This window comes from Reichenbachiella sp., from assembly GCF_039941815.1.
GTDB lineage: Bacteria > Bacteroidota > Bacteroidia > Cytophagales > Cyclobacteriaceae > Reichenbachiella.
The window spans coordinates 106,586-133,506 of the sequence record NZ_JBDVDW010000023.1 but is presented as its reverse complement, the minus strand read 5'-3'; the positions used below and the strand labels follow the sequence as shown (position 1 = coordinate 133,506).

Genomic DNA, 26,921 nt, shown 5'->3' with positions numbered 1-26,921 from the left:
TCTTTAACTAGGCCATCTCCACAGAGTACACCATAGGAAGGTCTGAAGACAGCAGCTGCCAATGTTCTCCAAGATCGTTGGAATAATAAACATTCCCTGTAGTGGTTCCAAAAACGAGCGTGTCGCCGTCGATAGCCAAACAATGGCGATAGACTATGTCATAACAATTGGACTGTGGTAGACCATTTCGCTGTTGTTTCCAGGTTTTGCCACTATCATCGGTGCGACACACGACTAGCGCCTGATCTATTGCGACGCGGATTTCGTCACTGATGCCCGGCACTACCCAGGCCTGATTTGGGTTATCTGACTTTACAGCAACCGCAAATCCGAAATTAGCCGGGCCGTCTGTCTCACTTACTTCTGTCCAATGTGCTGCACCGTCTGTACTCATGAAAATACCGCAATGGTTTTGTTGCCATAGTATGTCGGGGTTCGAAGGGCACGCCACCAACAGGTGTGGGTCTTGCCCTATTTCAGAATCAGGGTCAGGTAAGAAATCTGCCTTGAGCCCTTTGTTGGAAGATTTCCAAGTCTTGCCAGCATCATATGATTCAAATACGCCGGCACAACTGACAGCTAAATGGATGTGATCAGAGTCACGAGGATCTACTACAATAGAGTGAATACCGGGATTGTCTCTACCTCCTCCAAACCACTTTTCACGAGACGGATGATTCCAAAGAGATTCGACCAGGTGCCAGGTGTCTCCATTGTCCTCAGACTTAAAAAGCGCACCCGGGTCTGTCCCTAAGTAAAGCACTCCTGGTTTATCCACACCACCATGGGCAAAAGCCCAGAGGTATTTCACAGTGGCAGGGACTCCTTCCTTGAGCTCCAAGCCTTCTTCAAACTTGGGCGCTTCTATTTCTTGCCAGGTCTTTCCAGAGTCCGAAGATCTGTGCAATTTGCATCCCCAATGTCCATGATCAAGACAAGCCCACCAGGTATTGGTACGCTCATCTACCAGAGTAAGGGAAACAGGAATACCCAAAAATTGTGTAGAATGATACTTCCAGTCCTGTTGGTCTCTGGCATAAATAATTAGTCCTTTTCTGGTTCCAAGTAGTAGGTTTTCCATGTTGATTTATGTTTTAGGGTCAGCCTCCCGAAAGGGCCTGCATGATATAAATTTCGTCTTCGGGATTTACTTCATCGCTGAGCGATACTCGATCTTTGATCAATTCACCTGCAACAAAAATATTGACATGCTTGCGTAGCTGGCCTTGCTCATCTACCACGTAATCCTTAAGCCCCTTGTGGAGGTTTTCCAATTCATCCAGAATCTCTTTGAGATCAAGGGATTCTAGTTCTACTTCGGTCAGCTTAGGATAGAAGCGCTTGAGGTTTGCTGTGAATTTGACTGTCGGCATATCTGTCTTATGAATTTCAAAATCCTGGTCGCAATGGGGTCTCCCAGTTACGCAATTCACTCATCAATTTAATAAATGACGAATGAAAGATAAAATTTAAGACAGTCCTGGATTATATTATTTCACTTAGCTTGAGATGCAGCAAGGGATAGGGTTCGCCTTGTCCATCAAGCGGCGACCTACCTGCGATCTGAAAGCCCATATACAGATAAAATTCAACTGCCTGTTGATTTTGCTCATTGACGTCTACGCGTGTACATCTCAAGGCATTGATTGCGTGTAATAGCAGGGTTTTGCCTACTCCTTTTTTTCTGTAATCTGGATGAATAAAAAGCATCTCGATATCAATTTCATGAATACCTAGAAACCCAAGAATCCTACCCTGGTCTTTGATTCCAAAAAGTTGAACGGCGTCAAAGTATTGATCCAAAATCAATGGCTTTAACTCGAGTAGGCGTTTTTCGGGAAGAAAATCATGAGTAGCACGAACAGAAGCTTCCCATACCTCAATGAGTTCCAGATAGTCGTTTTTATCAAGTTTGCTAATCGTGTACATAGTATTGTATTAAAAGTCGTACCGTGCACTAATTATACCATTGATCCCGGGTGCACTGATCCCTGAGGAGTAGGGTCGGTAGTGTTTGTCCAGAATATTTTCTATAGATGCCGTGAAACTCAGTCCATCGTTTACATGATATGAGGATCTGATATTGACGGTATACCAGCCTAGAGCGCCTTCCGGGGTATATAAATAGGCTTTGTTTTGCTCACTGGGAGCCAGATCATCCCATTCTCTTTTCGCTTGAAAGTCTGTATATCCTTCGATCGAAAACTGTTCTGATACATAGCTCAAAGATATTTTGCCAAACATTGGATTGGTATGTCTCAGTGGAATGTTTTCAATCTCATCTTCACCGTCGTTGTTGTTGACACGACCAGTCAGGGTGAGCTTCTCAGTAAGTTTGGCGGCCAAGCCGACGGAGTAGCCCCATATGTGAGCCTCACCTACATTGACTAATGCCTCAACATCACTATCTACACCGTCGTACAGGATGGAAGACTGTCCATCGAATAAAAATGATCTTCGAACCATCGCATCACGCAATTGAGTGTAATACAGACTCCCTTCTAGGGTAATACGATTTGATAATTTTAGGTTCAACCCTGTTTCATAATTAAAAGTAAATTCAGCTCCCAAATCTTCATTTGGCACAACTACATTCCCGGGCTCGGAATCAAAAACTTTTCCTATATCATCAATATTTGGTGACCTAAATCCAGTAGAGAACATAAGATTCCATCTAATAAATTTTTTCGGGCTTATGACTGCACCGATAGAACCACTCAATGCTCCATTGCTCAAATTGATTTCGTCATAGGGAAAGTCGAAAAACGATTTATCCTCAAATTTGGAGTTTAGAGCTACATATGTATATCTCAACCCAGAGCTGATTATGGCTATTTTATTTAATCTATGTTTGAAACTTCCGTATGCCGCCGCTGACAAATAACTGCTACCGCCGTCTGGATATCGCGTAGACTCCGCAGTGATTGCCTCTGTTACAATATCCTTTCGCTGTGCCGTAGATTCTACATAGTTATAGACCAGCTCTGTCCCATAGTAAAGTTCGCTTTTATCGGAAATCTTTTTATCAAAGTCAACATTGAGTGCATAGACATCGACCTGTTCTACTCTTGATCTCAGGCTTGTCGATTCGAATTTCCTATCGTTTCTGCTTTCTTTTACCCATTGGTTAGAAAGTACCACTCTGAGTCCATCGTAGAAAAAATTGGAACTGTAGTTAGAGAATGTAAGTGCATTGAGAACAAATTTTTGTGGTCCATAATACCACTGCGCATTCTCCAAATCACCCTCATCTGTCCGCTGTGTCAGTCGATCATATCTAGGAACATCTGATGAGCTGGTGAAATAAAAGGTATGGGTCAGTGTAGAGCCATTTGACAATCTATAGCTCAGTTTGTTCAATAGGTTATACTGCTCATATCCAGAGAACCGCTGTACATTTACTTTATCATTGGGGATCACTACATCCTGACCATTGATTTGATCTATGTATTCAATTCGTTTGCCAAAATCCTGATACTTGGAGGGGCGGTTTCCTCCTGACCTCAAGTCTCCAAAATTACTAAAGGTCAATCCCAGTGTATTGCTCCATTTACTGTTTTGTACATTGACATGAAAATGGGCTGTACGCTCCAGGTTTGCTGATGAAAACCTCATCATGCCTGCTCCATGCGACTCTATGGTCTTACTATCGGTAAACGCTGGGGTAAAAGTATGAAAATCCATTACACCGCCAAGAGCATCGCTTCCATAGACTGATGAGCTAGGCCCAAACACTACTTCAGCTCCGGATAAGAGATTGGGATCGAGCATGATGACATTTTGTAAATTACCACCTCTGTAGATCGCATTATTGATACGAATACCGTCAAGCATAATCAAAACAGAATTAGCAGAAAAACCCCGAATCATTGGGCTCCCGCCTCCAAGTTGGCTTTTTTGAACGAAGACCTGACCACTTTGCTGAAGCATGTCTGCTGAGGTTTGTGGATTGTTTCTTTCAATCTGCTTCGGGGATACAATCAATATTTCATTGGGTACTTCGGCACGATCTTGTTCCCATTTGCTGGCAGAAATCACCACTTCACCAATTTCAATTACCTGTTCTGTCAGGTAAACGGTAGTATCAGCGGTGATGGTTGGTATCAAAATGGATTTATATGCCGGGTGATCTACAATCAAGCTTTCGTCGATAGTCAAAGCATCCAGTATCACACGGCCAGATGAGTCGCTTTGCTGACTCCTTTTTGAATGTTGAAATAGCACAGATGCTTTTGATATCGGGCTGCTGGTGCTCTGATCCCTAATCGTCAGTACTTGCGCATAAATGCTAAAAGATAGTAATAATAGAAAGGTAGTATGGGACAATCTGGCAATCATGATATCAAATAATTCAACTCGGCTGACAGCAAAAATTACGCCAAGGTCAACTCATTTAATATCGAACTCCTCCCAGCCAAGAGCGGCTGCTCCCAGGACGGCTGCATTTTTCTCCATAAGGGATGAAGGGATTAGTTTTACTGATTTTTTAAATGGCTTGAACATGAACTTTTCCATATAATAATTCGCTGGATCAAGCAGATAATCTCCTGCATTCACCAGGCCACCAAAAAGAAAAATTGCTTCAGGACTAGTATGCACCACGGTGTCGGCTAACTTCTGACCAAAAATTTGACCTGTATATTCAAATGCCTTGATGGCTATATAGTCATGATCTCTGGCGGCTTTGGTAATCATCTCTGCCGTCATGTCATTGTAGCTAACATCTCTCAGTACACTAGGCCTCGTATAATCAGCCATCATTTTAAATACTGTTTTCTTGATACCGGTTGCACTGACATACGTCTCAAGGCATCCTCTACGACCACAACCGCAGTATCTGCCATCTGGGTTGACACTAACATGCCCTATCTCGCCAGCCAATCCGCTATGGCCATGTACAATTTCACCATTAACCACAAAACCACTACCTAATCCCGTGCCTAAGGTGAATACTACAAAGTCTTTCATCCCCTGGGCACCGCCGTATTTCATCTCCCCTAATGCTGCCGCGTTAGCATCATTGGTCAGCACTACTGGCAGGTCGAACAAGTCATGAATTAATTTTTTTAAGGGTACGTTGTCACCCCAGGTAATATTGGCTGCCTGCTGAATGGTCCCATCAAAATGATTCACGTTAGGAGCTCCTACTCCAACGCCTACAATTGATTTGTTCTCCAATATAGGTAGGGTAGCTTTTTTGAGCTCAGCCAAAAAAATCTCAATTTTTTCCTTCGCATGCGTTGGAAAGGAGCCTTCTTCAGAGACTTTACCCTTCTTGTCTACAAGTCCAAATTTTGTGTTTGTACCTCCTATATCAATACCAAGTACGAAATCTGCCATTGTCCTAATTTTTTACAAATTCAAAAATAGAGTATGAAACACGAGAAAAGGAAAGAAGGTATACTTTTTTAATCCAAAATAATGCAGAATATACCAGTTCATTTCGTAATCTGCTCAGACGCTGATATATTTTATATCAGTAGCTTGACAAGTTTTTATAAATTGTAGGTGATATATGTCGTTAATTAAGTTCTCATCTTATAGCAGTCCGAGGGATGTTCTCAAAAATGGTTACCTCCAGACCATTATCCCAAGCCTCTTTAGAAAAATCAAAGGGGTAAAATACTCACGTGAGCGAATAGAGACTCCTGACGAGGATTTTCTCGACTTGGACTGGATCAAATCCGGACATGAACGATTAGTAATTATTTCTCATGGTCTGGAAGGGAATTCTAACAGACACTATGTAAAAAGCTGTGCGAGATACTTTCATCAGCATGATTATGATGTACTGGCGTGGAACTATCGCTCCTGCAGTGGAGAGATCAACAAAAACCTAAGGCTTTATCACCACGGGGATACAGATGATTTGGAATTGGTCATAACTCACGCCATCGCGACTCGAAAATACAAAAAAATAGTACTGGTCGGGTTTTCAATGGGCGGTAGCACCACGCTGAAATACCTTGGTGAAAACGGACCCAGTGTGCCTAAGCATGTGGTGGCCGCAGCCACCTTCTCCGTACCTTGCAATCTGTGGGATAGTGCACATCAGCTTACTTTTAGGGAAAACTGGTTTTTTAAACAGCGCTTTTTGAAAAAGATGATCAAAAAGGTAAAGCAGAAGCACAAACAATATCCAAAAGAGGTAGATATCGCAGGTATCGATAAAATTGTTTCATTTGGTCAATTTGATGAGAAATATACGGCTCCTTTGCATGGGTTCAGAAACAGCCGGCATTTTTATCGTACAGCTACTTCGGATTTGCACTATGCGGGAATTAGGGTGCCGTCTTTGATCGTAAATGCTAAAAATGATCCATTGCTTGGCGAAAAATGCTATCCTTACAAAATCTGCAAATACCATGATTTTTTGCATCTCGAAACTCCACGAGCGGGTGGCCATGTCGGATTTTTCCAAATCGGCGCTAAGACTTCATGGATGGATCAGCGAGCACTCGAGTTTATATCGAAGTATGCGAGACTATAAAGACCGCTGTATCTTGCCTACGATATTGAGAAGGATCATATAATATAGCCATTTATCGAAAATGTTTCATCAAGCGGACAGGATATTTGGTTGCAATCGGTAGTCTGAGATAAATCCTCTTTACTCCTTGATGAATCTTTGAGTAGTTTCATTGTGTTGCAAGATGTAAACTCCTTGTGGAAGATGGGATACATCCAACTCACGACCAGCCCCTTGCATCACGATTTGTCCTGATTCATTGATGACACTATACGCTGCTGACGGACCGGCTATCTTTAGGAATTGACTAACAGGATTGGGATACAGATATGGCGCTGAGAACTCGCTCTCACTCTGGGCTCCTAGTATGATATTCCAACCAGCATAAAGATCGAGGTCGCCGGTGGAGCCTTTAGCTATTTCCGTTACCGAATTAGTTAGCACTTCATCCAGATACCAGCCGTCGAATGTATATCCTTCTTTGGAAGGATCAGACAACTCAATTGTAGCCGTACTAATCGTATAACTCTCAGGATTTGTGCCAACATCCTCTGTGTTATGATAAGTGATCTCATAGGTAATTTCTTCCCAACCAGCATAAAGATCGAGGTCGCCAGTAGTGCCTTTGGCTATTTCCGTTACTGACGTCGTTAGCGTTTCATTCAGATACCAGCCGTCGAATGTATATCCTTCTTTGGAAGGGTCAGACAACTCAATCGTGGCAGTACTAATCGTATAGCTCTCTGGATTTGTGCCGGCATCTTCTGTGTCATGATAGGTGATTTCGTAAGTAATTTCCTCCCAGCCAGCATAGAGATCAAGGTCACCGGTGGAGCCATTAGCAATTTCCGTTACTGACGTGGTTAGCGCTTCATCCTGATACCAGCCGTCGAATGTATATCCTTCTTTGGACAGATCAGACAATTCAATTGTAGCGGAAACTTTAGCATACATCTTAGGATTAGAATTCTCCCCCAAAACATTGTGATAGCTAATGTCAAATTTCTCATAAGCATAGAAAATTTCTTGTGTTGTACTGGATAAATCGTTAACTATCAATTCAGAAGGAGAAAATAAATAACCTGTTTTCTCAGGAGTAATCAAATAATCATTACCTACTACACCAGCAAATGTAAAATTAGATACATCATCAATCACATCAGTGTAATCACCACTGATAGAAAAACTCACATCAGTTGCTCCATCCACAAGCACTGAAACCAAAACACCGGAATTGATATAATTCACTTCATAGCCAAGATCAAAATCTGAGACTTCCGCTCCATCTGCATGAAGATTGCCATTGCTATCCTTCCAGGATTCTGCTGTCTGCGTCTCAGTAGTGGTATATCCACCTGGCAATATCATACTGGTAATACTATTATTGGCAAATGCACCTTTACCTATGAAAATCAATCCTTCGGGGAGGGTGACACTCTGTAGGTTATTAGAGCTAAAAGCATTAACTCCAACAGAGACTAAACCTTCGGGAAAAGTGACACTAGAAAGGCTTCTCTCATGAAAAGCTGACTCACTTATCGAAGTAATTTGTTGCCCATCCAGAATAGATGGAATAATAATATTAATATAAAATCCATTTAGTGCAACGGATAAGATTACTCCATTTTCCACTATTACCTCATCGTCTATCAACGTATGTGCTGTCGAGATTTGATAATCGTATGAGGTAGTTAAATTATTAACCAGATCACCTTCAAGATGGGAACTATCATCTCCATCTACCCACTGCCCACCTGAATCAGGTGATGGCAATGAAAAAGAGGTGAATGTATTATTCAAAAAAGCATTAGCGCCTATAGAAAACAATCCTTCGGGCAAGTTTACACTGGTCAGGTGATTAGCTTCAAAAGCAGAAGAACCAATAGAAACTAAGCTTTCAGGGAAGCTCACACTGGTAATACTTTTAGAATTGAAGACCTGATTATCAATAGAAGTAACCTGTTGACCATCCAGAATAGATGGGATAATAATATTAATATAAAATTCATTGAGTTCAACGGATAAGATTACTCCATTTTCCACTATTACTTCATCATCTGTCAAGGTATGATCTGCCGAGATTTGATAATCATATGAGGTAGTTAACACAGTGACTTCATCACCTTCAGCATGAAATATATCATCTCCATCCACCCACTGCCCACCCGAGTCAGGCGATGGTAATGAAAAAGAGGTAAGCGTATTGTTTGAAGCAAAAGCCCTATTGCCTATGGAAACCAATCCTTCAGGGAAGGTAACACTAGTGAGATCATTATTATAAAAAGCATAATCGTCTAGGGAAACCAGACTTTCGGGGAACGTGACACTAGTGAGATCATTATTACTAAAAGCATAATCGCCTATGGAAGCCAACCCTTCAGGAAAGGTGACACTGGTGAGATCATTATAGCGAAAAGCATAATTACCTATGGAAGTCAATCCTTCAGGGAAGGTGATACTGGTGAGAATGTTACCCGAAAAAGCCTCTTCGCCTATGGAAACCAACCCTTCAGGGAAGGTGATACTGGTGAGAATGTTATCAGAAAAAGCCCATTCGCCTATGGAAATCAAACTTTCGGGCAAGGTGACACTGGTTAATCTAATATCATAAAAAGCCTCATCACCTATGGAAGTAACCTGTTGCTCATCAAGTGTAGAGGGTATAATAATATTTGTATACACTGCCTTGAGCGCAACCAATAGAATTTTCCCATTTTCCACAACTACCTCATCGTCTGTCAAGGTATGGTCAATTGAAATTTGATAACTATATGTGGTAGTTAAGTCCTCAACTATTTCGCCTTCAGTGTATGAATTATCATTTCCATCCACCCACTGTCCTCCTAAACTGGGTGTGGGAAGAATGAAAGAGGTTAGAATTTCACCATCAAAATTATTGGAATTGAAAGCATTAGAACCTATGTAAGCCAATCCTTCAGGAAAGGTGACACTGGTGAGATCGTTACTACTAAAAGCATAATTACCTATGGAAACCAAACCTTCAGGGAAGGTGACACTGGTAAGTTCATTACCTCTAAAAGCAAAATAATCTATGAAAACCAACCCTTCAGGGAAGGTGACACTGGTGAGGGCGTTATCAGAAAAAGCATAAGCACCTATGGAAATCAACCCATCAGGGAACGTGACACTGATAAGGTCGTTAGATTCAAAAGCATAATCTCCTATGGACGTAACCTCTTGTCCGTCCAAAAAAGATGGAATAATAATGTTTGTGCCCGCATAGCTACAAGAAACCAATTCACCATCTTCCACAACTACATCTGAATCGGTAAGGATATATTGGGCCTGCAAGGATCCAATGGCTACGGATAGAAAGGTTACCGCCAAAATAAATCTTATTTTTATCTCTGTCATTTGCTTACCTTAAAATGAGGGGTAAAGAAGCAAATAAACATGGATATGATTCGGACATATTAATCCTGAAAATAGATCCATTTTGATCTCATCGGCTGTTATTCGGACGGATAATTAATTTCGTTGGTTTTTGACTCGCATTAAGATGTATACTCTAAGCAAGTTCATTTTGGACATGATGATGATTGATACCCCTATTTTGAAAGCGCTTCGATCAGTTCTGTTTTATAGATAGTGACTCTATTCTTGCTATTTTTTTGTGCATGACGATAAACCAAATCGGTGGCACCATAGACAGTAGCATCATCCCGGGATAACCTGTTGGCATCTGAGGGCTTTGATCATGATGCCGTAATATTTGGTATTTTCTACTGGCTAGAAAATGATGGTCCGAGTGGCGGGACAGCTCGAACAAAAACAGCCGACCTAAAGTGTGATTCGAATTCCATGAATGCCAGGGCTGCACTCGTTCGTATTGTCCAGATTCCTTTTGTGTTCTGCTCAATCCATAGTGCTCAATATAATTGACCGTTTCGAGTTGGATGATACCAATCAAAGCTGCTGCCATAAAACTCAGCATAGGAATCAATCCAAAACTGAAATATATCAACCCAACAAATGCAACTTGAATGATCTGAAATCTGAGCATCTCATTCTGAAGGGATATCGTGCTAACGCTGATCTTTTTTAAGCGCTCACTTTCAATTTTCCATGAGGAAATATACCCCATCACTATTGAGCGAATCCAAAAGAAGAATACCCATTCTCCGCGTCTGGCTGAAGATGGGTCATCATGGGTGGAAACATTTTTATGATGACCTCGATTGTGCTCTATATTGAAATGCATGTACAAAGAGGTAAGCAGCAATGACTTGGCAAGAAATTGTTCGAACTTGCCTTTGCGATGTCCGAGTTCGTGTGCCACGTTTATCCCCAGAGCTCCACAAGTAATGCCCATAGAAAGAATTCTTCCTGTCATTTCCACCGCAGTACTTTCGATTACCCCAATAACAGATACGAAGTAGAATAGCAAAGCGTATTGTACTGGCACCACCAGATAAAGCAAATAATCATACACTTTATCTGTAGCTATTAGCTCCTCTTCTGCTTTCTCCAGATTCTTCTGATCCGGTTTGAATATAAATTCAAATAATGGCAATAGTAGGTACACTAAGATCGCCGTACTGAAGGTCCACCATCCACTGGAAGTGATGGAATAAAATGCGACAATTGGAATAATGAAGACTATGGCGTATTTAAGAAATCTAATATTCATGGGCGAATTGTTGATCGAATCACCTATAAATATAAAGCGGTGGGATGATTAATCCTATAGTCCCCCAAAGGAGAACATATAGGCCACAGAAAAACCGATGACTATATTTTTGGAAGTATTGGGTATGCCGGTGTCCAGAGTAATAGGATCCATCATATCGCTAAGGCTATAGGAAACACTGCTTTCAAACAGAAGGGTACCAAAATCAAAATCGTAGAAGGCCCCTGCCCCACCACGAAAACCATAGCCGAGCTTATGGTCTCTGGTCTCATCAAATGGATAAAAATCCTGGCTACCTGTATCTGAAGGCAAAGCGCTCTGCTTGACTTCTATCAGGTATTCTAAAAAACATCCTGCATTTGCAAAAAGGTGTAGTTGATTTTTACCGGTATGGATGTTCACCAGTAGCGGCAGTTCCATATAGTTGAGTTCGGTGATAAAGTCAGGTTCACCATTGTTAAACTTCTGTTTCCAACCTTTCTGCGTGTAAAGCAATTCTGCTTGTAGTCCGATGTGATTTCTGAGGTAATTCATGGCTATGATGCCGCCCTGAAAGCCACCTTCAAATCCAGTGACAATATCTGAACCGAAAAAAGAATGAAAAAAATATGCAGTAGATAGATTGTATCCGCCTTTGACTCCAAGATAGGTTTTGCGCTGGGCTGTCGCATGCTGCAAAAGGCCAAGACCCAGAAGTAGGTACAAAACTACAAGTGCTTTTTTCATCGGCTATTAAATAGAAGCGCTAAATTATAAAATTGCTGTCTCTTTGTAGTATGGATAAAAAAATAGTCCTGAAGATCAGGACTATTTTTTCTTTTTGGCTTTTGGCTTGGGTGTCACCTCTACTTTTTTCTTGTGAGGCCTACTTACACCATAAGATCCTTTACTAATTTTTCCCTTTCGGGTTTTAACGTCTCCTTTACCCATAATTCTGTGGTTTTGATGTAAAGGAAAATCTAAACTAAATTCAGTGATTTACCAAATATCTACTCTTTCATTCTCTGATCTCCAAAGCGGGTCTCCCTCAGTGATCCCGAAAGCTTCATAGAAAGCTGTCATACTTGAGACAGGTCCGTTCACTCTGAACTTGCCAGGTGAGTGTGTATCTCCTATCAGCAATCGCTGCTCCAGCTGCGGTCTGTATTTGCCTCTCCAAAGGGTAGCTTGAGACATAAAGAATCTTTGCTCAGGTGTCATCCCATCAATGTTTTCTGGTCGCCCATTCTTTTCATAGAACATTTGTAGTGCGTCATATGCGATCAACATCCCACCAAGATCTGCAATATTTTCTCCCAGGGTCAATTTTCCGTTGACGTTGAGTGTATCCTGTACGGTAAACCCGTTGTATTGCTCCACCATGAGTTGAGCTCTGCTATCAAATTCAGCAGCATCCTCTTCTGTCCACCAGTCTTTCAACTCGCCTTCATGATTGTACTTTCTGCCCTGGTCGTCAAATCCGTGAGTGATTTCATGACCAATGACCGCTCCAATACCGCCGTAGTTGACTGCCTCGTCGGCTCTGTAATTGTAGAACGGTGGCTGTAAAATTCCTGCAGGGAACACAATTTCGTTTGCAGGAGGATTGTAGTAGGCATTGACCACAGATGCAGCCATATGCCATTCATCCTGATCTATTGGTTGCCCTAGCTTACCAAAGTTTTCAGTATTTGAATAAATGTTAGCATTCCACCTGTTTTGGACATAATTGTCTTTTGTGATTTCAATGCTACTATAGTCTTCCCACTTGTCTGGATATCCAATCTTCACTTTTAGCTTGTCTAGCTTCATGTGAGCCTCTTCTTTGGTCGATTGACTCATCCAAGTCAATTGATCAATTCTTTTGTGCATGGCGGCCTTGATGTTATTCACCATTTCTAAGCACTTCTCCTTGGCTTCCGGTGGGAACACTTCATTTACATAAAGCTTGCTTAGTGCGTCTCCAAGATTTCCATTGGTAGAATTTACCATTCTCTTGGCTCTTGGTCTCATCTCTTCTTGTCCCGAAAGCTGCTTGTTGTAGAAATCAAAAGCGGCCATGACAAAATCATTAGACAGATATCCCGTGCTACTGCTGATAAATCTAAGTTTTAGATAGTCTTTTATTGTGGCGAGTTCAGCACCAGCTATGATCTCAGGCATTTGTGAGATATATTCTAGCTGATTGACATTTACTTCATTGATGTCGTCAACTCCGATACCGCTAAAAAAAGTACTCCAATTGATCCAGTCGCTTGTCTCCTGTAGCTCGTTCAGCTCTATTTTGTTGTACGTCGTCTCTGGATTTCTACGCTCCAATCGAGTCATAGAGTTTTCAGCTAACTGAGACTCCAGTGCAAAAATATTTTCTGCTCTTCCTGCTGCTGCTATTGAATCTTCACCTACCAGCACAAATAGCTTAGCTATATAGGCTTTGTATCCAGCTATAATATCTTTTCCGGTATTGTCTTCACGGAAGTAATAATCTCTATCCGGAAGACCCAACCCTGACTGAGTTACATTCATAATGTAGGTGTCGGTTTGCTTATCGTCAATTCCTACATAGATATTGAAGAATGGAGTAACACCAATCATCTGTAGTTCTGATAGGGCAAACTCAAGCTCAGCTTTGCTTTGCAATTGGTCAATCTTAGAAAGCATCGGCAAGAGCGGTTTGGTACCCATTTTCTCGATACCAAGGGAATCCATACCTGAAGCATAGAAGTTTGCTGCCTTTATCTCGTTTGAGTTTTCGTCATAGACTTCACCTTTAGTCGCTGCCTCCAGCACAAAGCTGAGTACCTTTTCGTTGTACTCAAATAGCTCATGAAAACTACCCCAGGCTGACCTATCAGCAGGGATTTCAGTTTTGTCTAACCAGCCTCCGTTGGCATATCTGTAAAAATCATCATTAGGTTTGGCGGTAGTGTCGCGCAAAGAAAGGTCTAGCCCGGGAACCTCCGGAGCATCCATACCTGATTCTTTAGCTGGCTCACAACCGGCAATAAGGATAGCGCAGAGTGTGCTGAATCCCCATGCATAAGTCTTAAATTTCATCATCATTTGTGGTAATTAGTTCTAAATTGAATTTTAACCTTATTAAATAAAGCTGTAAAAAAACTTAACTGGTAATCAATTTGCAAGCTAAAGCGTCAATACCTCATTTAGAAGGTGGTAGAAACGGAAACACTAAGACCTGTCGCGGCTGGGACAAACCGACACACTCCACCTACACAAAGTAGTCCTCCACGTTGCCTACCGTAGTTGGCACCGATTCTTGTAGAACCTTTCATATAGGCTAACCCCGCTTGATAATAATGCACTTCGTCTGTCCCTCCATAATTGAACTGATCCAAGAGATAAAAGGACCAATTAGGAGCCATGTTGAATTCGATCAGTCCGGCAGCCCAATTTTTCATATCCTGGTCTGTCCAAAGATGTTGCACTTCCAGACGAATAGATTTTCTAGAGGCTAGCTTTTGCAGTATTTCAATTACTCCGATTTGGGTCTCTATCAGATCGCTTGGCACGCCTTCCACTTGCTCTTTGTTATATTTTTGATTGATATAGGTCAGCGTCAATTTTAGTTTTCGGCTAAGCTTTTTAGCAAATTCTACATTAAAATCCTGATAGTATTTTTCCTCTCCAAAACCAAAAAAGTCTGTGTTCTCGCCATTATCATCAGTTTTCAAACCGTGATATTGGGAGAAGTTCAATGCGACTTTGGTACCGTACTTTCCTCCGAGCATAGATTCTCGAGCAAATTTATACGTGATATCCAGCTGCCCTCCTATTTCTCCCAGTGCCTGTGCGTTGTAAGGATATATATTAGCCAGCAGATAGCCGTGCTGTCTTGTTTCGGCTGGTAAATAATTCATCCACAGCCGATTGATACTGGCCGTACGATCTGATCGCATCTCACTATTTTCTATTCGTCTGAAAGTTCCGTTGATACCTATTCCACTACCGGCGTAGCCTGCATTGACGAGCAGGGCCGAACCTTTCTCCTCACTAAAAGCATTGGCTACGGAAGGGTCGCTGGATTTATCCACGTATTCGGCATCTACTGAGTAGGTCGTACCACTCAAAGCCAATCGGTAAGAATAGGCGTCTACTACTTCTGGAAAAGATTCGTCCGGGCCAGTATATTCTTGATATTTGCTGACTAGCGACCATCCTGGCCTGATGGTGAGGCCATTGATTGGCAATAACTCGTTCAACTCAAGTACAACATCCAGTCCTCTGACTTGTCCTTCTCCCTCTTCAAAATTGTCTCGTTGCACTCCATATAGACCGGTAAGTTCGATACCTGGTTTTGGGGTGACCTGTACATGGATACCATCGATAGAATTGTCGATACCGAGCAGCCTTTCTTCGTAGGCTCTAAGGATCAACCCAGCGCCGAATTGCTCATAGAAGTTTCCCGCTGTCACGCGTAGCACCTCATTTTGATAAGTAGCAAACCTATTGACGACCCCTTTCTGATTGAGCTCCTCCGGATATCCCAATAATGGCGGAAGGTAAGCTTCGTACCTGACACCAAAGGTAAACTGGCCAATAGAATAGTCCAGTTTAAAATAGTTGTTGGTACCTAATCCTTGATCAGGTTTCTGCGCATTGATGGTTTCATCATTTTTATAAAATTGGCTGGTAGATTCAAATCCACCGCTGAGCTGACCTACTTCTTGGCCAAAACTCTGGCCGACGACTTGTGATGAAAAAACTGTACTTCCTCCTATGATCAGGAGCACTAGCAAATACTTATTCATTCTCCTAATTTTATTCACCACTGGCGGCCTCCAGTATCTCTTCATAAATGATATCTTCATCACCAGGTACATATCCAGCGTGCTTGGATATGATATCACCATTTTTATCCAGTACGATAGTAAATGGGATATTCGAAATATTTAGAGCCCTTTTCAGGTCTGAGTTTTTATCCAGATATACATCAAAATCCCATCTCCGTCCGCTCACGAAGGCATTTACTTTGCCTGAGCTTCTGGCATCATCGATGGAGATTGATACAATTTTGACTTGAGTCTCATCCTTCCAATCTGCGTACTGATCTTGCATTTCGTTGAGTTCGAGCACACATGGCTTGCACCATGTAGCCCAGAAACTTACGATCGTAGGGCCGTCAGTATTTACAACTTCGGTAGCCGAAACCACCTTTCCATCCATCCGTTCGATGTCCACGGCTGGCAGTTTGGATTGTGCATAAGATATTCCAGTATACAGCCATGCGCAGCAGCATACCATGATAATTCTGATCATGAGATTGGAGTTAATGTGAGTGTTGTCTAATGCTAATTATAAGTCGTCGTATGAGATATTCTCTCCTGCCTTCACTTTTTGTGCATTCAGGATAACTTTAGAATTGCCATCTATATCATAGTGTACAAAGGCTACAATACTGACATGGTCTTCGTCAAAGTCTCCTAGTTCGGTTACAATAGATTCTGGCACAAATTCCATATCAGCACCTACATCTTCAGCTGGTATCATATCCCCGAATGCATCGGTAAGATTTTTTCTCAGCACATGATCATGTGCATAGTCGCTAAGTATGGCGGGCTCAGAATAGTAGGCACTTTCTTCGTATCCATCAAGATTTTCAAAATAGTTCTGCTGAGCAGAAGCAGGGAGATTATTTTCCAACAGGTAAACGGTGAGATAAATATCACTTGTGATATCGTCATAAAACTTTATTGTAGGAGATACGGTGAGTTCACCATTGGCTACTGAAGTATTGATTGCAATACCTAACATGGTCTCTTCTTCCAGGTAGTCTTCTATGTCTGAATTGATTCTACTGAAGTCAGCAGAGAAAATTGTCGGTGCATTGAAAGCACCTCCGGTGGTACTTCTGCTGATTCTGCCATCAGGAAAAAACGTGACGCCGAGCTTTGATCTCAATCCACTTTCGTTTGAATATTCGTAGCTGTCTCCGTTGTGAATGCCTACGGTGATTACTGTCTCGCTGAACTTAGATATCAAATCCAGGTTATATCCTGCCTGTGGACACCAACCGCACCATTCTCCAGTAAATTCTTCGATAAGTATCTTTTTATTCTGAGAATTGGACTGAGTGACTGTAATATCTACTTCGTCACTTTCTATATTGTCGTATTTAGCCTTGAGAGAAAAGTCCCCTGTCACTCTGCTTGCAAAGACAGAGGTATAGAGTTCGTCCGATCCATTCAGAAATGTCACAAACCTTGATACATCATCTCCGTCTTCATCTGTAGCGCTCAATTTCACAAAGGAGAACCCGTTGGCTTTGATTTCTGTCTTGTCCATTGACAAGGTTAGGCTCGTTGGCTGCAATACACCTGATATGGTAAGTGTGTTGCTTTCAATTGTTTTATATCTTCCTATTACCTCAAAGTCTTCCATTTCTGTAGTAGTAAATTCTTCAGAAATCACAGTGTTTCCAATGGAAAAGGTGACTTGGGAAGTTATATCATTCCCTGATTGATCTACTGCAGAAATTTGCACTTTATCTGACCCATTTGGCTTTATGGTCTGGCTATCTGCACTAATAGTAATTGCAGTAATGGTAGAGTCTTCAGAATCTCCACATGCGGTGAACAGCGTGAGGCTAAATAGCATAGCTCCCGCCAAGAGTGTGTTTAGTTTGGGCATTTGTAGGTTAATTTTAATGGTGATTGAGTATTTATATTAGAGTATAACCTCAAAACTTTCATAAATAATTGAGATTAAAAAGGTAATGGCCAAATAATATTCCGCCAGATGCTCGTCTATACTTGAATATCAACAATTGCTAAAAGGATCTAGTCAATTCAATCACACATCGGTCACCCTTAAAAAGAAGCTGTAGTTTCTTGAATTCATGCCTTTTTGAGCCCTACACGATGTCCGGCGACAGCGAAATATAAAATCATTGCATAACAAGGAAGCAAGATCCAATAGCTGTCTGTGGAAGCTGTAGCTATGGCCACGGAATCTGCAACTCCTGCCGCAACCAGTTCGGTACTCTTGGCTCCTACAAGTGCTCCATACAAAGGTGGAATAATGGCTCCACCGGATATACCCATTATCAAAAGTGCCGAGGCTGTTTTGGTAAATCTGCCGAGCCCATTGAGTGCCAACGGCCAAACGGCCGGCCAAACTAAAGCATTGGCTATCCCTAATGAGGCCACAAAGAGTACTGAAGTAAATCCAGTTGTGATAAGTATGGCTCCTGACAATACCATTCCCAAACAGGCACTTATAATCAGCGCTGTCTCCTGGGCGATATATTTTGGTATCAGTACTACTCCCAGAAAATAGGTTATGATCATAGCTATGAGAGTGAATGAACCAAAGAATTCGGAGTTTTCAAGTCCTAGTGCCAATCCATATTTAATAATGGAGTCTCCAGCGATTACTTCTGCACCTACATATGTAAATAGGGTAAGTACGCCCAACCAAAGATGTGGAAACTGGAAGATGCTGGTCTTGGCCACACTTCCTTCACTGGTGTCATCTTCTTGTGCCTCTAAATCTGCCAATGGTGCTCTTCTGATGAGCAGGGCTATAATGGCCAGAACAATCGCCATCCCTATATAAGGGGCAATCACGCCATTGGCCATACTATCGAGCAGTGCTTCTTGTTCGGCTCCGGTAACAGAATTGAGCAACTCATTTTTTTCTTTCATTCCGGCGAGTAGCAAAGTTCCGAATATCACTGACCCAAGTGCCCCGGCTGCTTTGTTGCATATGCCCATAATTGCAATTCGCTTAGCTCCGCTTTCCATGGGCCCTAAGATGGTGATGTATGGATTGACTGCCGTCTGAAGTAGCGTCATTCCTGTGCCTTGAATGAAAATACCGGCTAGGAAAATTGGATAAATTCTTGTCATAGCGGCCGGAATAAACACTAAAGCTCCAAGCGACATTAACAGAAGTCCAAGCGACATTCCTTTTTTGTATCCGATCTTTTGCAGGACATATGCTGCCGGTAGAGCCATTACACAGAAGGATATATATGAGGCCGAAGCTACAAGAAAAGCGGCGGCATCTGAGAGTTGACAAATCGCCTGCATGGCAGGGATTAAAGGCCCATTTACCCAGGTAATAAATCCAAAGGTGGCAAAGAGTCCACCGATGATCATCATTGGTACCAGTTGGCTTTGATTGTTTTGATTGGCTGTATTGATGCTTGACATATACTGTAAATTATTCACTTGGACCATGACAGCCTACATGATAATATTTAGGACTGTTCACTCTTATGAGTTTGCCAATATAGTAATTATTCCTACCTCATGACCTTTTCTATGCCTTGTCGAATTATATTTTCGCTAAAGCGCAGTGGTTAGTCTCTGAAATGCAACCCTGCTTCTATTTTTAATTATTAATATTGATGGTCGAAATCACCAAGCACTACTATTCTTATTCCATTCATGATCAATACTGAAAACATAAAAATGCTCGTATTAGACGTTGATGGCACCATGACTGACGGTCGCATCAATGTAACTGAGGAAGGTCAGCAGTTCAAACAGTTTCATGCCCGAGATGGGTTGGGTATACGCATGCTTATCAAAGCTGGCATCCGTGTAGGAATAGTGAGCCACAGTTTTTCGGCAGGAGCCATAGAAGCGAGAGGTCAAATGCTGGGTGTTTCGCACGTGTATACGGGTCAGGAAGAGAAAGATATCATCCTGAAAAAATGGTGCGAAGAGCTGGGTTTGGCGATGAATGAGATTGCCTTTATCGGTGATGATCTCAATGATATTCCTGCCATGGAGAAGGTGGGGTTATCCGCTTGTCCGGCAAATGCGGCGAGCGAGGTACTCTCCCATGTGGATCTTGTCCTATCTTTGGACGGAGGAGAAGGATGTGTTCGTGAATTTATCGACAAGCATATGAGTGTGAGTTATACCTCCATGAGGTGATTTCAGTGCTTAGATCCGGTAATTTATCGTCCAAAATTAACGATTGACCAGTGAGTGTCTATCATAAGTGAATCTTCTATCACCATGTTGGGATTGAGACCTATTTATAAGTACTATCAACTCTACTCTCTGTCCTTTGGTTATGACATTTATTATCCTATTTTTGCACCAAAATTGAAACTGCATGAGCGTATTAGTAAACAAAGATTCGAAAATAATAGTCCAGGGCTTTACAGGCACTGAAGGTACCTTTCACGCAACCCAGATGATTGAGTACGGTAGCAATGTTGTAGGTGGTGTCACTCCGGGAAAAGGCGGTCAGAAGCATTTGGACAAACCTGTGTTCAATACAGTGAAAGAGGCTGTTGAGAAAGCTGGCGCTAACGTATCTATAATTTTTGTACCTCCGGCTTTTGCCGCTGATGCGATCATGGAGGCTGCTGATGCTGGCATATCTGTGATTATCACAATTACAGAAGGCATTCCTGTAAAGGATATGGTGGCTGCTAAAAAATATCTTGAGAACAAGGCTGTGACACTTATCGGTCCTAACTGTCCTGGGGTAATCACTCCAGAAGAGGCCAAAGTGGGTATCATGCCTGGTTTTGTTTTCAAAAAAGGAAGAATTGGAATTGTATCCAAATCAGGTACTCTTACTTATGAAGCTGCTGATCAGGTAGTAAAAGCAGGACTAGGTATTTCTACGGCTATCGGCATTGGAGGAGATCCAATCATCGGTACTTCTACTAAAGCTGCCGTGGAACTATTAATGAATGATCCTGAAACTGATGCAATTGTTATGATCGGAGAAATCGGTGGTAATTATGAGGCGGAAGCTGCCAGATGGATCAAAGCACAGGGCAATCCTAAGCCAGTTGTTGGATTCATTGCCGGGCAAACTGCTCCAAAAGGAAAACGAATGGGACATGCCGGTGCAATCATAGGTGGTGCTGATGATACCGCTGAAGCTAAAATGAAAATCATGGCGGAATGCGGATTGCATGTGGTGAACTCTCCGGCTGATATCGGAGACACTATAGCAAAAGCGATCGCTTAAGTTGTAGTTGTCAAAAAAGATTAACTAAAAAGCCCCATGCCTTAATCAGGTTTGGGGCATTTTTATTTTTAATGACCCGTTCTAAAATAGGTTGGTCTATCGTCTTTGCCTAACCTAATTCGGATATAAATTCAAATCTGAATAAACGATATAGACTCAATTATGGCTGGTATTGTATGGTAATCCATCCTCTATTGTAAGAGGTCTGATCGTAATTGGCTCCGTCCCAGGCACCTGATGGTCGCCTACTCAAAAGTATTGTTCCGGGATTCGAATTACCGGCGTTTTTACCATAAATTCTTTCTATACCTCCCTGGGGTACATTTGCACTTACTCCATAAGAAGCTAATTCTTCGACTCTCTCCCATGACACATCACTGTCAGTTCTAATCAGCACTTGTATCATTCTGATATCCTCGGCGTCATAGGGTTTGGAATTAAAATCAACATAAACAATAGAGGTCTGATCCATATTCCAAGAGCCAATATTTATTACATCGGTTGTCAACGGGCGTTTTGCCATTTCAGTATCTAACTGTCCTTTATTTACGGCATCTCCACTCGAACTACCATTTGCCAATCCTCTTACCCTATTACTACCCATGGTAATGTTACCGGACATGGTACCGCCAGACAAATTGAGTTTGGTATCTAGTTGACCTTTATTGACTGCGTCTTTTGAAGCTGTTCCATTGGTTACATTCACGATCTTGTGACTGTTCATATTCAAATTGATTTGACCAGGCTGTGCGACTAGTCTCAACCAGTCACTCCCATCATAATAATAAAATGCTTTATTGCTGGTATCATAGACAATGAGTCCTGCCGAAGTGGCTCCGGTTGCTACTCGTTGTGCGGCATTCATCCGTGGGATGAGCAACCCCTTGGTCTTAGACTCGATTTCTAAAACAGCGTCGGAGTTGACACTTTCGGTGCCAATACCGATTCCTTCTTGTGCTGATACTTGTGAAATAAAAAGTGGTAGGATGGCTGTTAGTAATGCCAACTTTTTTATAAAAAACATAGGGGCAATTGTTAGTAAAATCTATTGACAGCAAAAATGAATTATTTCTTTTTCTCTCACAACGAAGTAGGAGAAAACGAGGCCAGGTATTTAAGTAATTAACATCTGGCTGACAATTCAAACGTGAACAAAAACACGATCAGAAAGCAACTCGTATTTCTACAAGTCCTTAAAAGTCTACTCACAACTTCATAATAAAGGCCAACGCAAAGTACGGCGGCCGGTTTTCGTGTGAAGTACCGCTACCACTTGATGCGGTAGATCCATTAACCACGTGTGAATGCGTACCTGCATAATCCGAATAATAAACCTGAGCATTTGTCTGGTCCTGCCCTCTTCCTAGCTCGGTAGCCGAACCCTTGTGGTCTAGTCCCAGATTATTGATTTTAGTACTGTGTCGGTGACTCCCCGCAGAAGAAGTATAAAGTGAACCTTTGCCATGATTGTGAGATGGAATTTGAGCCAGACTCAAGGTAACACTATTACTCCCGCCCGTGCTTTGAGGTGAATAGGAACTACCTGCACCTACAATAAATCTATCTCTTAAATCTGGTGTACCGTTAGACCCGTTGCACAAAGCCCAACCGGTCGGCACGCTTGCAATAGAGCCATACCACATAATAATTCCGCCTTGTGGCACGGGACCATTTCCGCTGACATTGAGCTCATAATTGTCAGCATGAATACTTCCAGCATCGAGTGAATTTGCACCTAAATCAACATCCAAATTAGATTCAGTGGCCACCAATTTTCGCCAGATACTTTGATTTGAGTCCCAGTAAAAGAGTGCGTTGAAATCAGTATCATAAACCATCAATCCATCAGATGATACATCGATAGCATTGCGCTGTCCAGTATTCATTCTGGGAATCAATAATCCGTCGGTTTGCGAATCAATTTCAAATATCGCATCAGGATTTACGCTTTCGGTGCCAATACCGATTCCTTCTTGTGCTGATATTCGTGATATAAAAAGGATGAGAATGGCAGTGAGTAGTGCCATCTTTTTGATAAGAAACATGAGGATATTCATTAGTTAAGTCAATTGACCACAAAAATGAATCATTTCTTAACAACTAACAACCTACCACAAGAAATCAATGCCAAATATTTAAGAAATTAACATCTTGAAGACTAATCAAAAGTAACTACACAAATCAAATAAGTGTAAGTTGAATTTCGTCGACCAATGAAGCTCAACTTAAAGTTTCATAATAAAAGCTAAGGCAAAATAAGGTGGTCGATTTTCTTGGATTGATGTTCCTCCAGTGTCTGCGGTACTACCTAGGATGTCATGAGAATGAATCCCATCATTGTTGGTCTTAAATAAAATGTATCCTCCGGTTTGAAATGGCGCCAGATCTTCTTCGCTGGCATCTTCATAAGAAGAGTCGTACCGTCCCATCCTTATTTCATGTCTATGGCTGCCATCCGTTGCGGTTTTCAGGGTTCCAAAGCCATGATTATGCTTTACCATCTCTTGGTTGGTAATTAATGCGTCTCCACCCGTATTTCCTATTGAGTAGTTGTCACCAGCTCCTACAATAAATCTGTCTGTCAAATCTGGAGTACCATTCGATCCATTGCAAAGTACCCAACCATACGGTATCTCATTTATGGAGCCTGACCACATGATGATTCCACCTTTAGGTACAGGGCCATTGCCGCTCGCATTGAGTTCATAATTCTCGGCATGTATACTTCCAGCATCGATTGAATAAGACCCTAAGTCAACATTCAGGTTAGATTCAGTGGCGACCATCTTGCGCCAAATACCCGGGCTGGAATCCCAATAAAATAGTGCGTCAAAGTTCGTGTCATACACCATCAACCCACCTGAAGAGACATCAATAGCTTTGCGTTGCTTAGTAGTCATTCTAGGGATTAACAATCCATCAGTTTTAGAGTCAATTTCCAATATCGCATCAGTATTGACGCTTTCTGTACCAATACCGATTCCTTCTTGAGCACTGATTTTGAGAGTAAAACCGACTAGGCCTATTATGATCAGGTATATATCTTTCCTTGTTACGAGCATGGTTTACGCGTATTTAATTAGAGTAAAGAGTTAGTTTGATGGGGGAGAAATTAATATCTAGGTGCGGTCCTGCATGTATAAGAACACTCAAATTGACAACAAAGACATTATGGGAGAATTGATCTGGATTGCATGTTGCTGATCATTCAGACAACCCAGATTTTACTTATTTTTAATAGGAACATGATCCCATCTAAATTGACAGAAGAGATCCTGTATATGTACCTATAAAAGTGGAGGTTTCAGTAGTAATGTCAAGGTCAAAGGTAAAGTTATCTCCGTCTTTTGAAACAATCACAGTTCCAAATATGATACGTTCACCACGTTCTTCATCGTCCATTTGTAGAGCCTCGTCATAATTGATAAAAACCTTGGCATCTAAGCCAAATAGTCTAAATTCATCCTCAGACGGCTGATCCTTGGTACGGGAGTAGGTGCCAGCTGTCAGCACATTTTCTTCGGCGGTAAAGACATCCAATTTAATTACATTACCTGAGCCTGTAAAATCGTCTTCAGTTGCATCATAGCTAACTAAATTTGACACTAGGTAAATATAAATTCCGTGAGTTCCAGCTGTAAATTTGGGTCCACTAGATGCAGTAAAACCCTTATCCAAAGTAAATGACTCGCCATCATAAGAGGCATTCGTGTTGTCTTCTGAATCATCTGAGCAGGCACTAAAAAACAAGGCCGCTACAAAAATCCAGGAAAGCATTTTATTATTTATCATAATTTTAATAATTGATTAAGTGGACGCCAAAAATGCACCAATTGATTGACAGTAGAAGTGCGTTTCAAGCTACACACCTCATTTTTACAATCATTTGAATATCAGCACTTAATTATTGCGGAATTGGCAAGAAGATTTGGTAGCTGGCTTTAAATAGAAGGGCAATTCCAGTCGCATGGTTAAATGAATAGGGGTTCTTTTGACCAGCTTAAACGTCGAATAGGATGTCTGATTGATCTAATCGTTCCACTCAAACCAAAATCAGTAATGGACAACCTTCTATCACATGGTCATATCATTGGATCGAAAAATAAAATCTGGGTTGCTTGCAGTTCATTCAATCCCCCAGATTTTATTAGTTTATTTCCTGGCCTCCGGCGCCAAACTTATATCGACTGGAGGGTTCCGGTGTAAGTACCCGTGAAGGTGGAGCTTTCTGTAGTCAGATCAATAAGAAAGGTAATCTCATCACCATTAATAGACACCTCGATTGTTCCACCGGTGATACTTTCCTCCTCACCTTTAGGAGCTTCTACGGATACATCGTAATTGATGTACACTTCGCCTCCGCTTAGCACAAACTCATCGCGTAATCCTTTCTCGTCAGAGTAGGTATAGGTACCACTGGCCAGCTCGTTTTCTTCTGAGGTATTCAAGTCCAGAGCAATCAGGTTGCCTTCTCCACTGAATTCATCTACCGAAGAATTATACTCTACAGTCGCAGACATTAAATAAACATCGATTGCATAAGTCTCAATAGGTTCACCATCAGAATCATAATTCAAACCTGCAGGTTCGAGAAAGCCTTTATCTAAGGAAAAAGATTCGCCATTAAAGGTGGCCGTATTTGTATTATCGTCCGAATCATCAGAACAGGAACCAAAAAATAGGGTAACTACAAAAATCCAAGAAAGCATTTTATTATTCATCATGTTTAAAAATTTGATTAAGTAAGCGTTTTAATTATTTTATCAACTAGTAAAAATCCTTGATTGAGTGTCTCAGGTTAACTTTTGCTCATTTGATTGACAATGCCTGTCAATTTGAATCAAGGTTTTGATTGTTGGATTTCATAAAAGGGTGACTACTCCTGACACGGCTTGATACATATGACGTTGAATTCAGTAGTCTCGTGTACCATAAGATATCCCTATTAAATCTATATATCCTGAAGCTGATTTGACTAGCGCATCGTATTCATCCACGAGCATGGTTAGCCTGCCAACACCGGTTGAAGTGGTCACCTGCACAGTGATTTGAACAGCTATAATTCCGCTGTCATAGCCAGCCACCACATATCGATATGAGCTACTCCCAACCCCACTGAGGTCAGGTGGTGGTGCCAAATTATCAGATATACTGCCGTTGGTACTAATCACTGAGCTGGTGGCATCAGCCACTCTTAGATGCCCGCGCCAATGCACCGTACCAAAATCATCCTTATAGTATTGCACAGGAAAATTGTTGTCGCTTCTCCATCCATTGGCAAAACTGGTGAAATTTGTCCAGGTGGCTTGAGTTTTATTGGCCTTCAAGTCATATTGACTTTTGTTGATGGCATCTCCGGCATTCGTACCGTTGGATACGTTCGTCACCTTATTACTACTCATGTTAATCGCTCCAGACATTGTGCCTCCGGAGAGATTTAATTTTGTATCCAGCTGTCCTTTATTGACAGCATCACCTGAATTAGTACCGTTGGAAAGGTTGATGATTTTGTGGCTATTTAGATCCAAATTGACCTGAGCTGGTTGTACCACCAATCTGAGCCAACTTGACCCATCGTAATAATAGAGGGCATCTCTGGTGGTGTCGTATACGATGAGGCCAGTAGAAGAGGCTCCTAAGGCATTTCTCTGCGCCGTAGTCATCCTCGGAATCAACAAGCCTTTCGTGGTAGACTCAATTTCCAATACAGCATCGGTGTTCACCGATTCTGTTCCAATACCTACCCCTTCCTGAGCGTAAGAGACGGGTGAGAAAAAATTCAGAAGAAGATAAATAGATAATGGTAGGAATGGTTTCCTAGCTGAGAAGGTCATATGCGGTTGGTTTGGGACTGGGTGT

At 41.8% G+C, this 26,921-nt stretch carries 23 protein-coding genes; 3 read left to right on the top strand and 20 right to left on the bottom strand.

Features of this window, described 5'->3' with window-relative positions; genetic code table 11:
• Positions 1 to 7 precede the first annotated feature (7 nt).
• The 5 genes from ABJF11_RS03850 to ABJF11_RS03830 form a co-directional block, all read right to left on the bottom strand.
• Positions 8 to 1,081, bottom strand: a complete 1,074-nt coding sequence (locus ABJF11_RS03850; RefSeq protein ID WP_348118170.1) for a sialidase family protein — start codon at positions 1,079 to 1,081, stop codon at positions 8 to 10.
• A gap of 19 nt (positions 1,082 to 1,100) precedes the next feature.
• Positions 1,101 to 1,373 carry a MoaD/ThiS family protein gene (locus tag ABJF11_RS03845; RefSeq protein WP_348118168.1) on the bottom strand — a complete coding sequence of 91 codons (273 nt, stop codon included), beginning with the start codon at positions 1,371 to 1,373 and terminating at the stop codon, positions 1,101 to 1,103.
• 112 nt (positions 1,374 to 1,485) lie between these two features.
• Complete coding sequence (locus ABJF11_RS03840; RefSeq protein WP_348118166.1) at positions 1,486 to 1,929, bottom strand: GNAT family N-acetyltransferase; 444 nt, start codon at positions 1,927 to 1,929, stop codon at positions 1,486 to 1,488.
• A 9-nt stretch (positions 1,930 to 1,938) separates the two neighbouring features.
• Positions 1,939 to 4,338: a TonB-dependent receptor gene (locus ABJF11_RS03835; protein WP_348118165.1), complete on the bottom strand. Its 2,400-nt coding sequence runs from the start codon at positions 4,336 to 4,338 to the stop codon at positions 1,939 to 1,941.
• A 51-nt stretch (positions 4,339 to 4,389) separates the two neighbouring features.
• Positions 4,390 to 5,340 carry an ROK family protein gene (locus ABJF11_RS03830; protein WP_348118163.1) on the bottom strand — a complete coding sequence of 317 codons (951 nt, stop codon included), beginning with the start codon at positions 5,338 to 5,340 and terminating at the stop codon, positions 4,390 to 4,392.
• A 175-nt stretch (positions 5,341 to 5,515) separates the two neighbouring features.
• Here ABJF11_RS03830 and ABJF11_RS03825 point away from each other — a divergent pair, with 175 nt between their 5' ends.
• Positions 5,516 to 6,490, top strand: coding sequence for an alpha/beta fold hydrolase (locus ABJF11_RS03825; protein ID WP_348118162.1), 975 nt, complete (start codon positions 5,516 to 5,518; stop codon positions 6,488 to 6,490).
• A 120-nt stretch (positions 6,491 to 6,610) separates the two neighbouring features.
• Here the strand turns inward: ABJF11_RS03825 and ABJF11_RS03820 are convergent, their stop codons facing one another.
• From ABJF11_RS03820 to ABJF11_RS03780, 9 genes are all read right to left on the bottom strand, one after another.
• Positions 6,611 to 9,844, bottom strand: a complete 3,234-nt coding sequence (locus tag ABJF11_RS03820) for a leucine-rich repeat protein (protein WP_348118161.1) — start codon at positions 9,842 to 9,844, stop codon at positions 6,611 to 6,613.
• 214 nt (positions 9,845 to 10,058) lie between these two features.
• Complete coding sequence (locus tag ABJF11_RS03815) at positions 10,059 to 11,120, bottom strand: alkane 1-monooxygenase (RefSeq protein WP_348118160.1); 1,062 nt, start codon at positions 11,118 to 11,120, stop codon at positions 10,059 to 10,061.
• Between the two features lie 54 nt (positions 11,121 to 11,174).
• Complete coding sequence (locus tag ABJF11_RS03810; protein ID WP_348118158.1) at positions 11,175 to 11,846, bottom strand: porin family protein; 672 nt, start codon at positions 11,844 to 11,846, stop codon at positions 11,175 to 11,177.
• Between the two features lie 81 nt (positions 11,847 to 11,927).
• On the bottom strand, positions 11,928 to 12,050 hold the full coding sequence (locus ABJF11_RS03805; RefSeq protein ID WP_348118157.1) for a 30S ribosomal protein THX: 123 nt from the start codon (positions 12,048 to 12,050) through the stop codon (positions 11,928 to 11,930).
• A 48-nt stretch (positions 12,051 to 12,098) separates the two neighbouring features.
• Positions 12,099 to 14,162, bottom strand: a complete 2,064-nt coding sequence (locus tag ABJF11_RS03800; protein WP_348118155.1) for a M13 family metallopeptidase — start codon at positions 14,160 to 14,162, stop codon at positions 12,099 to 12,101.
• 101 nt (positions 14,163 to 14,263) lie between these two features.
• Positions 14,264 to 15,868, bottom strand: coding sequence for a DUF6029 family protein (locus ABJF11_RS03795; protein WP_348118154.1), 1,605 nt, complete (start codon positions 15,866 to 15,868; stop codon positions 14,264 to 14,266).
• Positions 15,869 to 15,878: 10 nt separating this feature from the next.
• A complete protein-coding gene (locus ABJF11_RS03790; protein WP_348118153.1) occupies positions 15,879 to 16,376 on the bottom strand; it encodes a TlpA disulfide reductase family protein in 498 nt (165 codons plus the stop codon).
• Positions 16,377 to 16,412: 36 nt separating this feature from the next.
• The gene (locus tag ABJF11_RS03785; protein WP_348118152.1) at positions 16,413 to 17,747 is read right to left on the bottom strand and encodes an Omp28-related outer membrane protein; all 1,335 of its coding nucleotides are present in this window, start codon (positions 17,745 to 17,747) and stop codon (positions 16,413 to 16,415) included.
• Between the two features lie 206 nt (positions 17,748 to 17,953).
• Positions 17,954 to 19,273 (bottom strand): sugar MFS transporter, encoded by a 1,320-nt coding sequence (locus ABJF11_RS03780; RefSeq protein ID WP_348118151.1) that lies wholly within the window; start codon positions 19,271 to 19,273, stop codon positions 17,954 to 17,956.
• A 237-nt stretch (positions 19,274 to 19,510) separates the two neighbouring features.
• Between ABJF11_RS03780 and ABJF11_RS03775 the strand changes: the two genes are divergently transcribed.
• Both ABJF11_RS03775 and sucD read left to right on the top strand, forming a co-directional pair.
• The gene (locus ABJF11_RS03775) at positions 19,511 to 20,005 is read left to right on the top strand and encodes an HAD-IIIA family hydrolase (RefSeq protein WP_348118150.1); all 495 of its coding nucleotides are present in this window, start codon (positions 19,511 to 19,513) and stop codon (positions 20,003 to 20,005) included.
• Positions 20,006 to 20,189: 184 nt separating this feature from the next.
• A complete protein-coding gene (sucD, locus tag ABJF11_RS03770) occupies positions 20,190 to 21,062 on the top strand; it encodes a succinate--CoA ligase subunit alpha (protein WP_348118149.1) in 873 nt (290 codons plus the stop codon).
• A 160-nt stretch (positions 21,063 to 21,222) separates the two neighbouring features.
• Here the strand turns inward: sucD and ABJF11_RS03765 are convergent, their stop codons facing one another.
• The 6 genes from ABJF11_RS03765 to ABJF11_RS03740 all read right to left on the bottom strand — a co-directional run bounded on the left by ABJF11_RS03765 (position 21,223) and on the right by ABJF11_RS03740 (position 26,896).
• A complete protein-coding gene (locus tag ABJF11_RS03765) occupies positions 21,223 to 22,086 on the bottom strand; it encodes a hypothetical protein (RefSeq protein WP_348118148.1) in 864 nt (287 codons plus the stop codon).
• Between the two features lie 181 nt (positions 22,087 to 22,267).
• Positions 22,268 to 23,119 (bottom strand): hypothetical protein, encoded by an 852-nt coding sequence (locus ABJF11_RS03760; RefSeq protein ID WP_348118147.1) that lies wholly within the window; start codon positions 23,117 to 23,119, stop codon positions 22,268 to 22,270.
• A gap of 168 nt (positions 23,120 to 23,287) precedes the next feature.
• Entirely contained in the window at positions 23,288 to 24,124 is an 837-nt protein-coding gene (locus ABJF11_RS03755) for a hypothetical protein (RefSeq protein WP_348118146.1), read from the bottom strand.
• A 193-nt stretch (positions 24,125 to 24,317) separates the two neighbouring features.
• Positions 24,318 to 24,854 (bottom strand): hypothetical protein, encoded by a 537-nt coding sequence (locus ABJF11_RS03750; RefSeq protein WP_348118145.1) that lies wholly within the window; start codon positions 24,852 to 24,854, stop codon positions 24,318 to 24,320.
• A gap of 386 nt (positions 24,855 to 25,240) precedes the next feature.
• Complete coding sequence (locus ABJF11_RS03745; protein ID WP_348118144.1) at positions 25,241 to 25,786, bottom strand: hypothetical protein; 546 nt, start codon at positions 25,784 to 25,786, stop codon at positions 25,241 to 25,243.
• Positions 25,787 to 25,975: 189 nt separating this feature from the next.
• Complete coding sequence (locus ABJF11_RS03740; RefSeq protein WP_348118142.1) at positions 25,976 to 26,896, bottom strand: hypothetical protein; 921 nt, start codon at positions 26,894 to 26,896, stop codon at positions 25,976 to 25,978.
• Positions 26,897 to 26,921 lie beyond the last annotated feature (25 nt).

Excerpts from the sequence above, each read along its gene's own strand:
- ABJF11_RS03850 (WP_348118170.1), bottom strand. The coding sequence starts at position 1,081 with ATGGAAAACCTACTACTTGGAACCAGAAAAGGACTAATTATTTATGCC.
- ABJF11_RS03845 (WP_348118168.1), bottom strand. The coding sequence starts at position 1,373 with ATGCCGACAGTCAAATTCACAGCAAACCTCAAGCGCTTCTATCCTAAG.
- ABJF11_RS03840 (WP_348118166.1), bottom strand. The coding sequence starts at position 1,929 with ATGTACACGATTAGCAAACTTGATAAAAACGACTATCTGGAACTCATT.
- ABJF11_RS03835 (WP_348118165.1), bottom strand. The coding sequence starts at position 4,338 with ATGATTGCCAGATTGTCCCATACTACCTTTCTATTATTACTATCTTTT.
- ABJF11_RS03830 (WP_348118163.1), bottom strand. The coding sequence starts at position 5,340 with ATGGCAGATTTCGTACTTGGTATTGATATAGGAGGTACAAACACAAAA.
- ABJF11_RS03825 (WP_348118162.1), top strand. The coding sequence starts at position 5,516 with ATGTCGTTAATTAAGTTCTCATCTTATAGCAGTCCGAGGGATGTTCTC.
- ABJF11_RS03820 (WP_348118161.1), bottom strand. The coding sequence starts at position 9,844 with ATGACAGAGATAAAAATAAGATTTATTTTGGCGGTAACCTTTCTATCC.
- ABJF11_RS03815 (WP_348118160.1), bottom strand. The coding sequence starts at position 11,120 with ATGAATATTAGATTTCTTAAATACGCCATAGTCTTCATTATTCCAATT.
- ABJF11_RS03810 (WP_348118158.1), bottom strand. The coding sequence starts at position 11,846 with ATGAAAAAAGCACTTGTAGTTTTGTACCTACTTCTGGGTCTTGGCCTT.
- ABJF11_RS03805 (WP_348118157.1), bottom strand. The coding sequence starts at position 12,050 with ATGGGTAAAGGAGACGTTAAAACCCGAAAGGGAAAAATTAGTAAAGGA.
- ABJF11_RS03800 (WP_348118155.1), bottom strand. The coding sequence starts at position 14,162 with ATGATGATGAAATTTAAGACTTATGCATGGGGATTCAGCACACTCTGC.
- ABJF11_RS03795 (WP_348118154.1), bottom strand. The coding sequence starts at position 15,868 with ATGAATAAGTATTTGCTAGTGCTCCTGATCATAGGAGGAAGTACAGTT.
- ABJF11_RS03790 (WP_348118153.1), bottom strand. The coding sequence starts at position 16,376 with ATGATCAGAATTATCATGGTATGCTGCTGCGCATGGCTGTATACTGGA.
- ABJF11_RS03785 (WP_348118152.1), bottom strand. The coding sequence starts at position 17,747 with ATGCCCAAACTAAACACACTCTTGGCGGGAGCTATGCTATTTAGCCTC.
- ABJF11_RS03780 (WP_348118151.1), bottom strand. The coding sequence starts at position 19,273 with ATGTCAAGCATCAATACAGCCAATCAAAACAATCAAAGCCAACTGGTA.
- ABJF11_RS03775 (WP_348118150.1), top strand. The coding sequence starts at position 19,511 with ATGATCAATACTGAAAACATAAAAATGCTCGTATTAGACGTTGATGGC.
- sucD (WP_348118149.1), top strand. The coding sequence starts at position 20,190 with ATGAGCGTATTAGTAAACAAAGATTCGAAAATAATAGTCCAGGGCTTT.
- ABJF11_RS03765 (WP_348118148.1), bottom strand. The coding sequence starts at position 22,086 with ATGTTTTTTATAAAAAAGTTGGCATTACTAACAGCCATCCTACCACTT.
- ABJF11_RS03760 (WP_348118147.1), bottom strand. The coding sequence starts at position 23,119 with ATGAATATCCTCATGTTTCTTATCAAAAAGATGGCACTACTCACTGCC.
- ABJF11_RS03755 (WP_348118146.1), bottom strand. The coding sequence starts at position 24,124 with ATGCTCGTAACAAGGAAAGATATATACCTGATCATAATAGGCCTAGTC.
- ABJF11_RS03750 (WP_348118145.1), bottom strand. The coding sequence starts at position 24,854 with ATGATAAATAATAAAATGCTTTCCTGGATTTTTGTAGCGGCCTTGTTT.
- ABJF11_RS03745 (WP_348118144.1), bottom strand. The coding sequence starts at position 25,786 with ATGATGAATAATAAAATGCTTTCTTGGATTTTTGTAGTTACCCTATTT.
- ABJF11_RS03740 (WP_348118142.1), bottom strand. The coding sequence starts at position 26,896 with ATGACCTTCTCAGCTAGGAAACCATTCCTACCATTATCTATTTATCTT.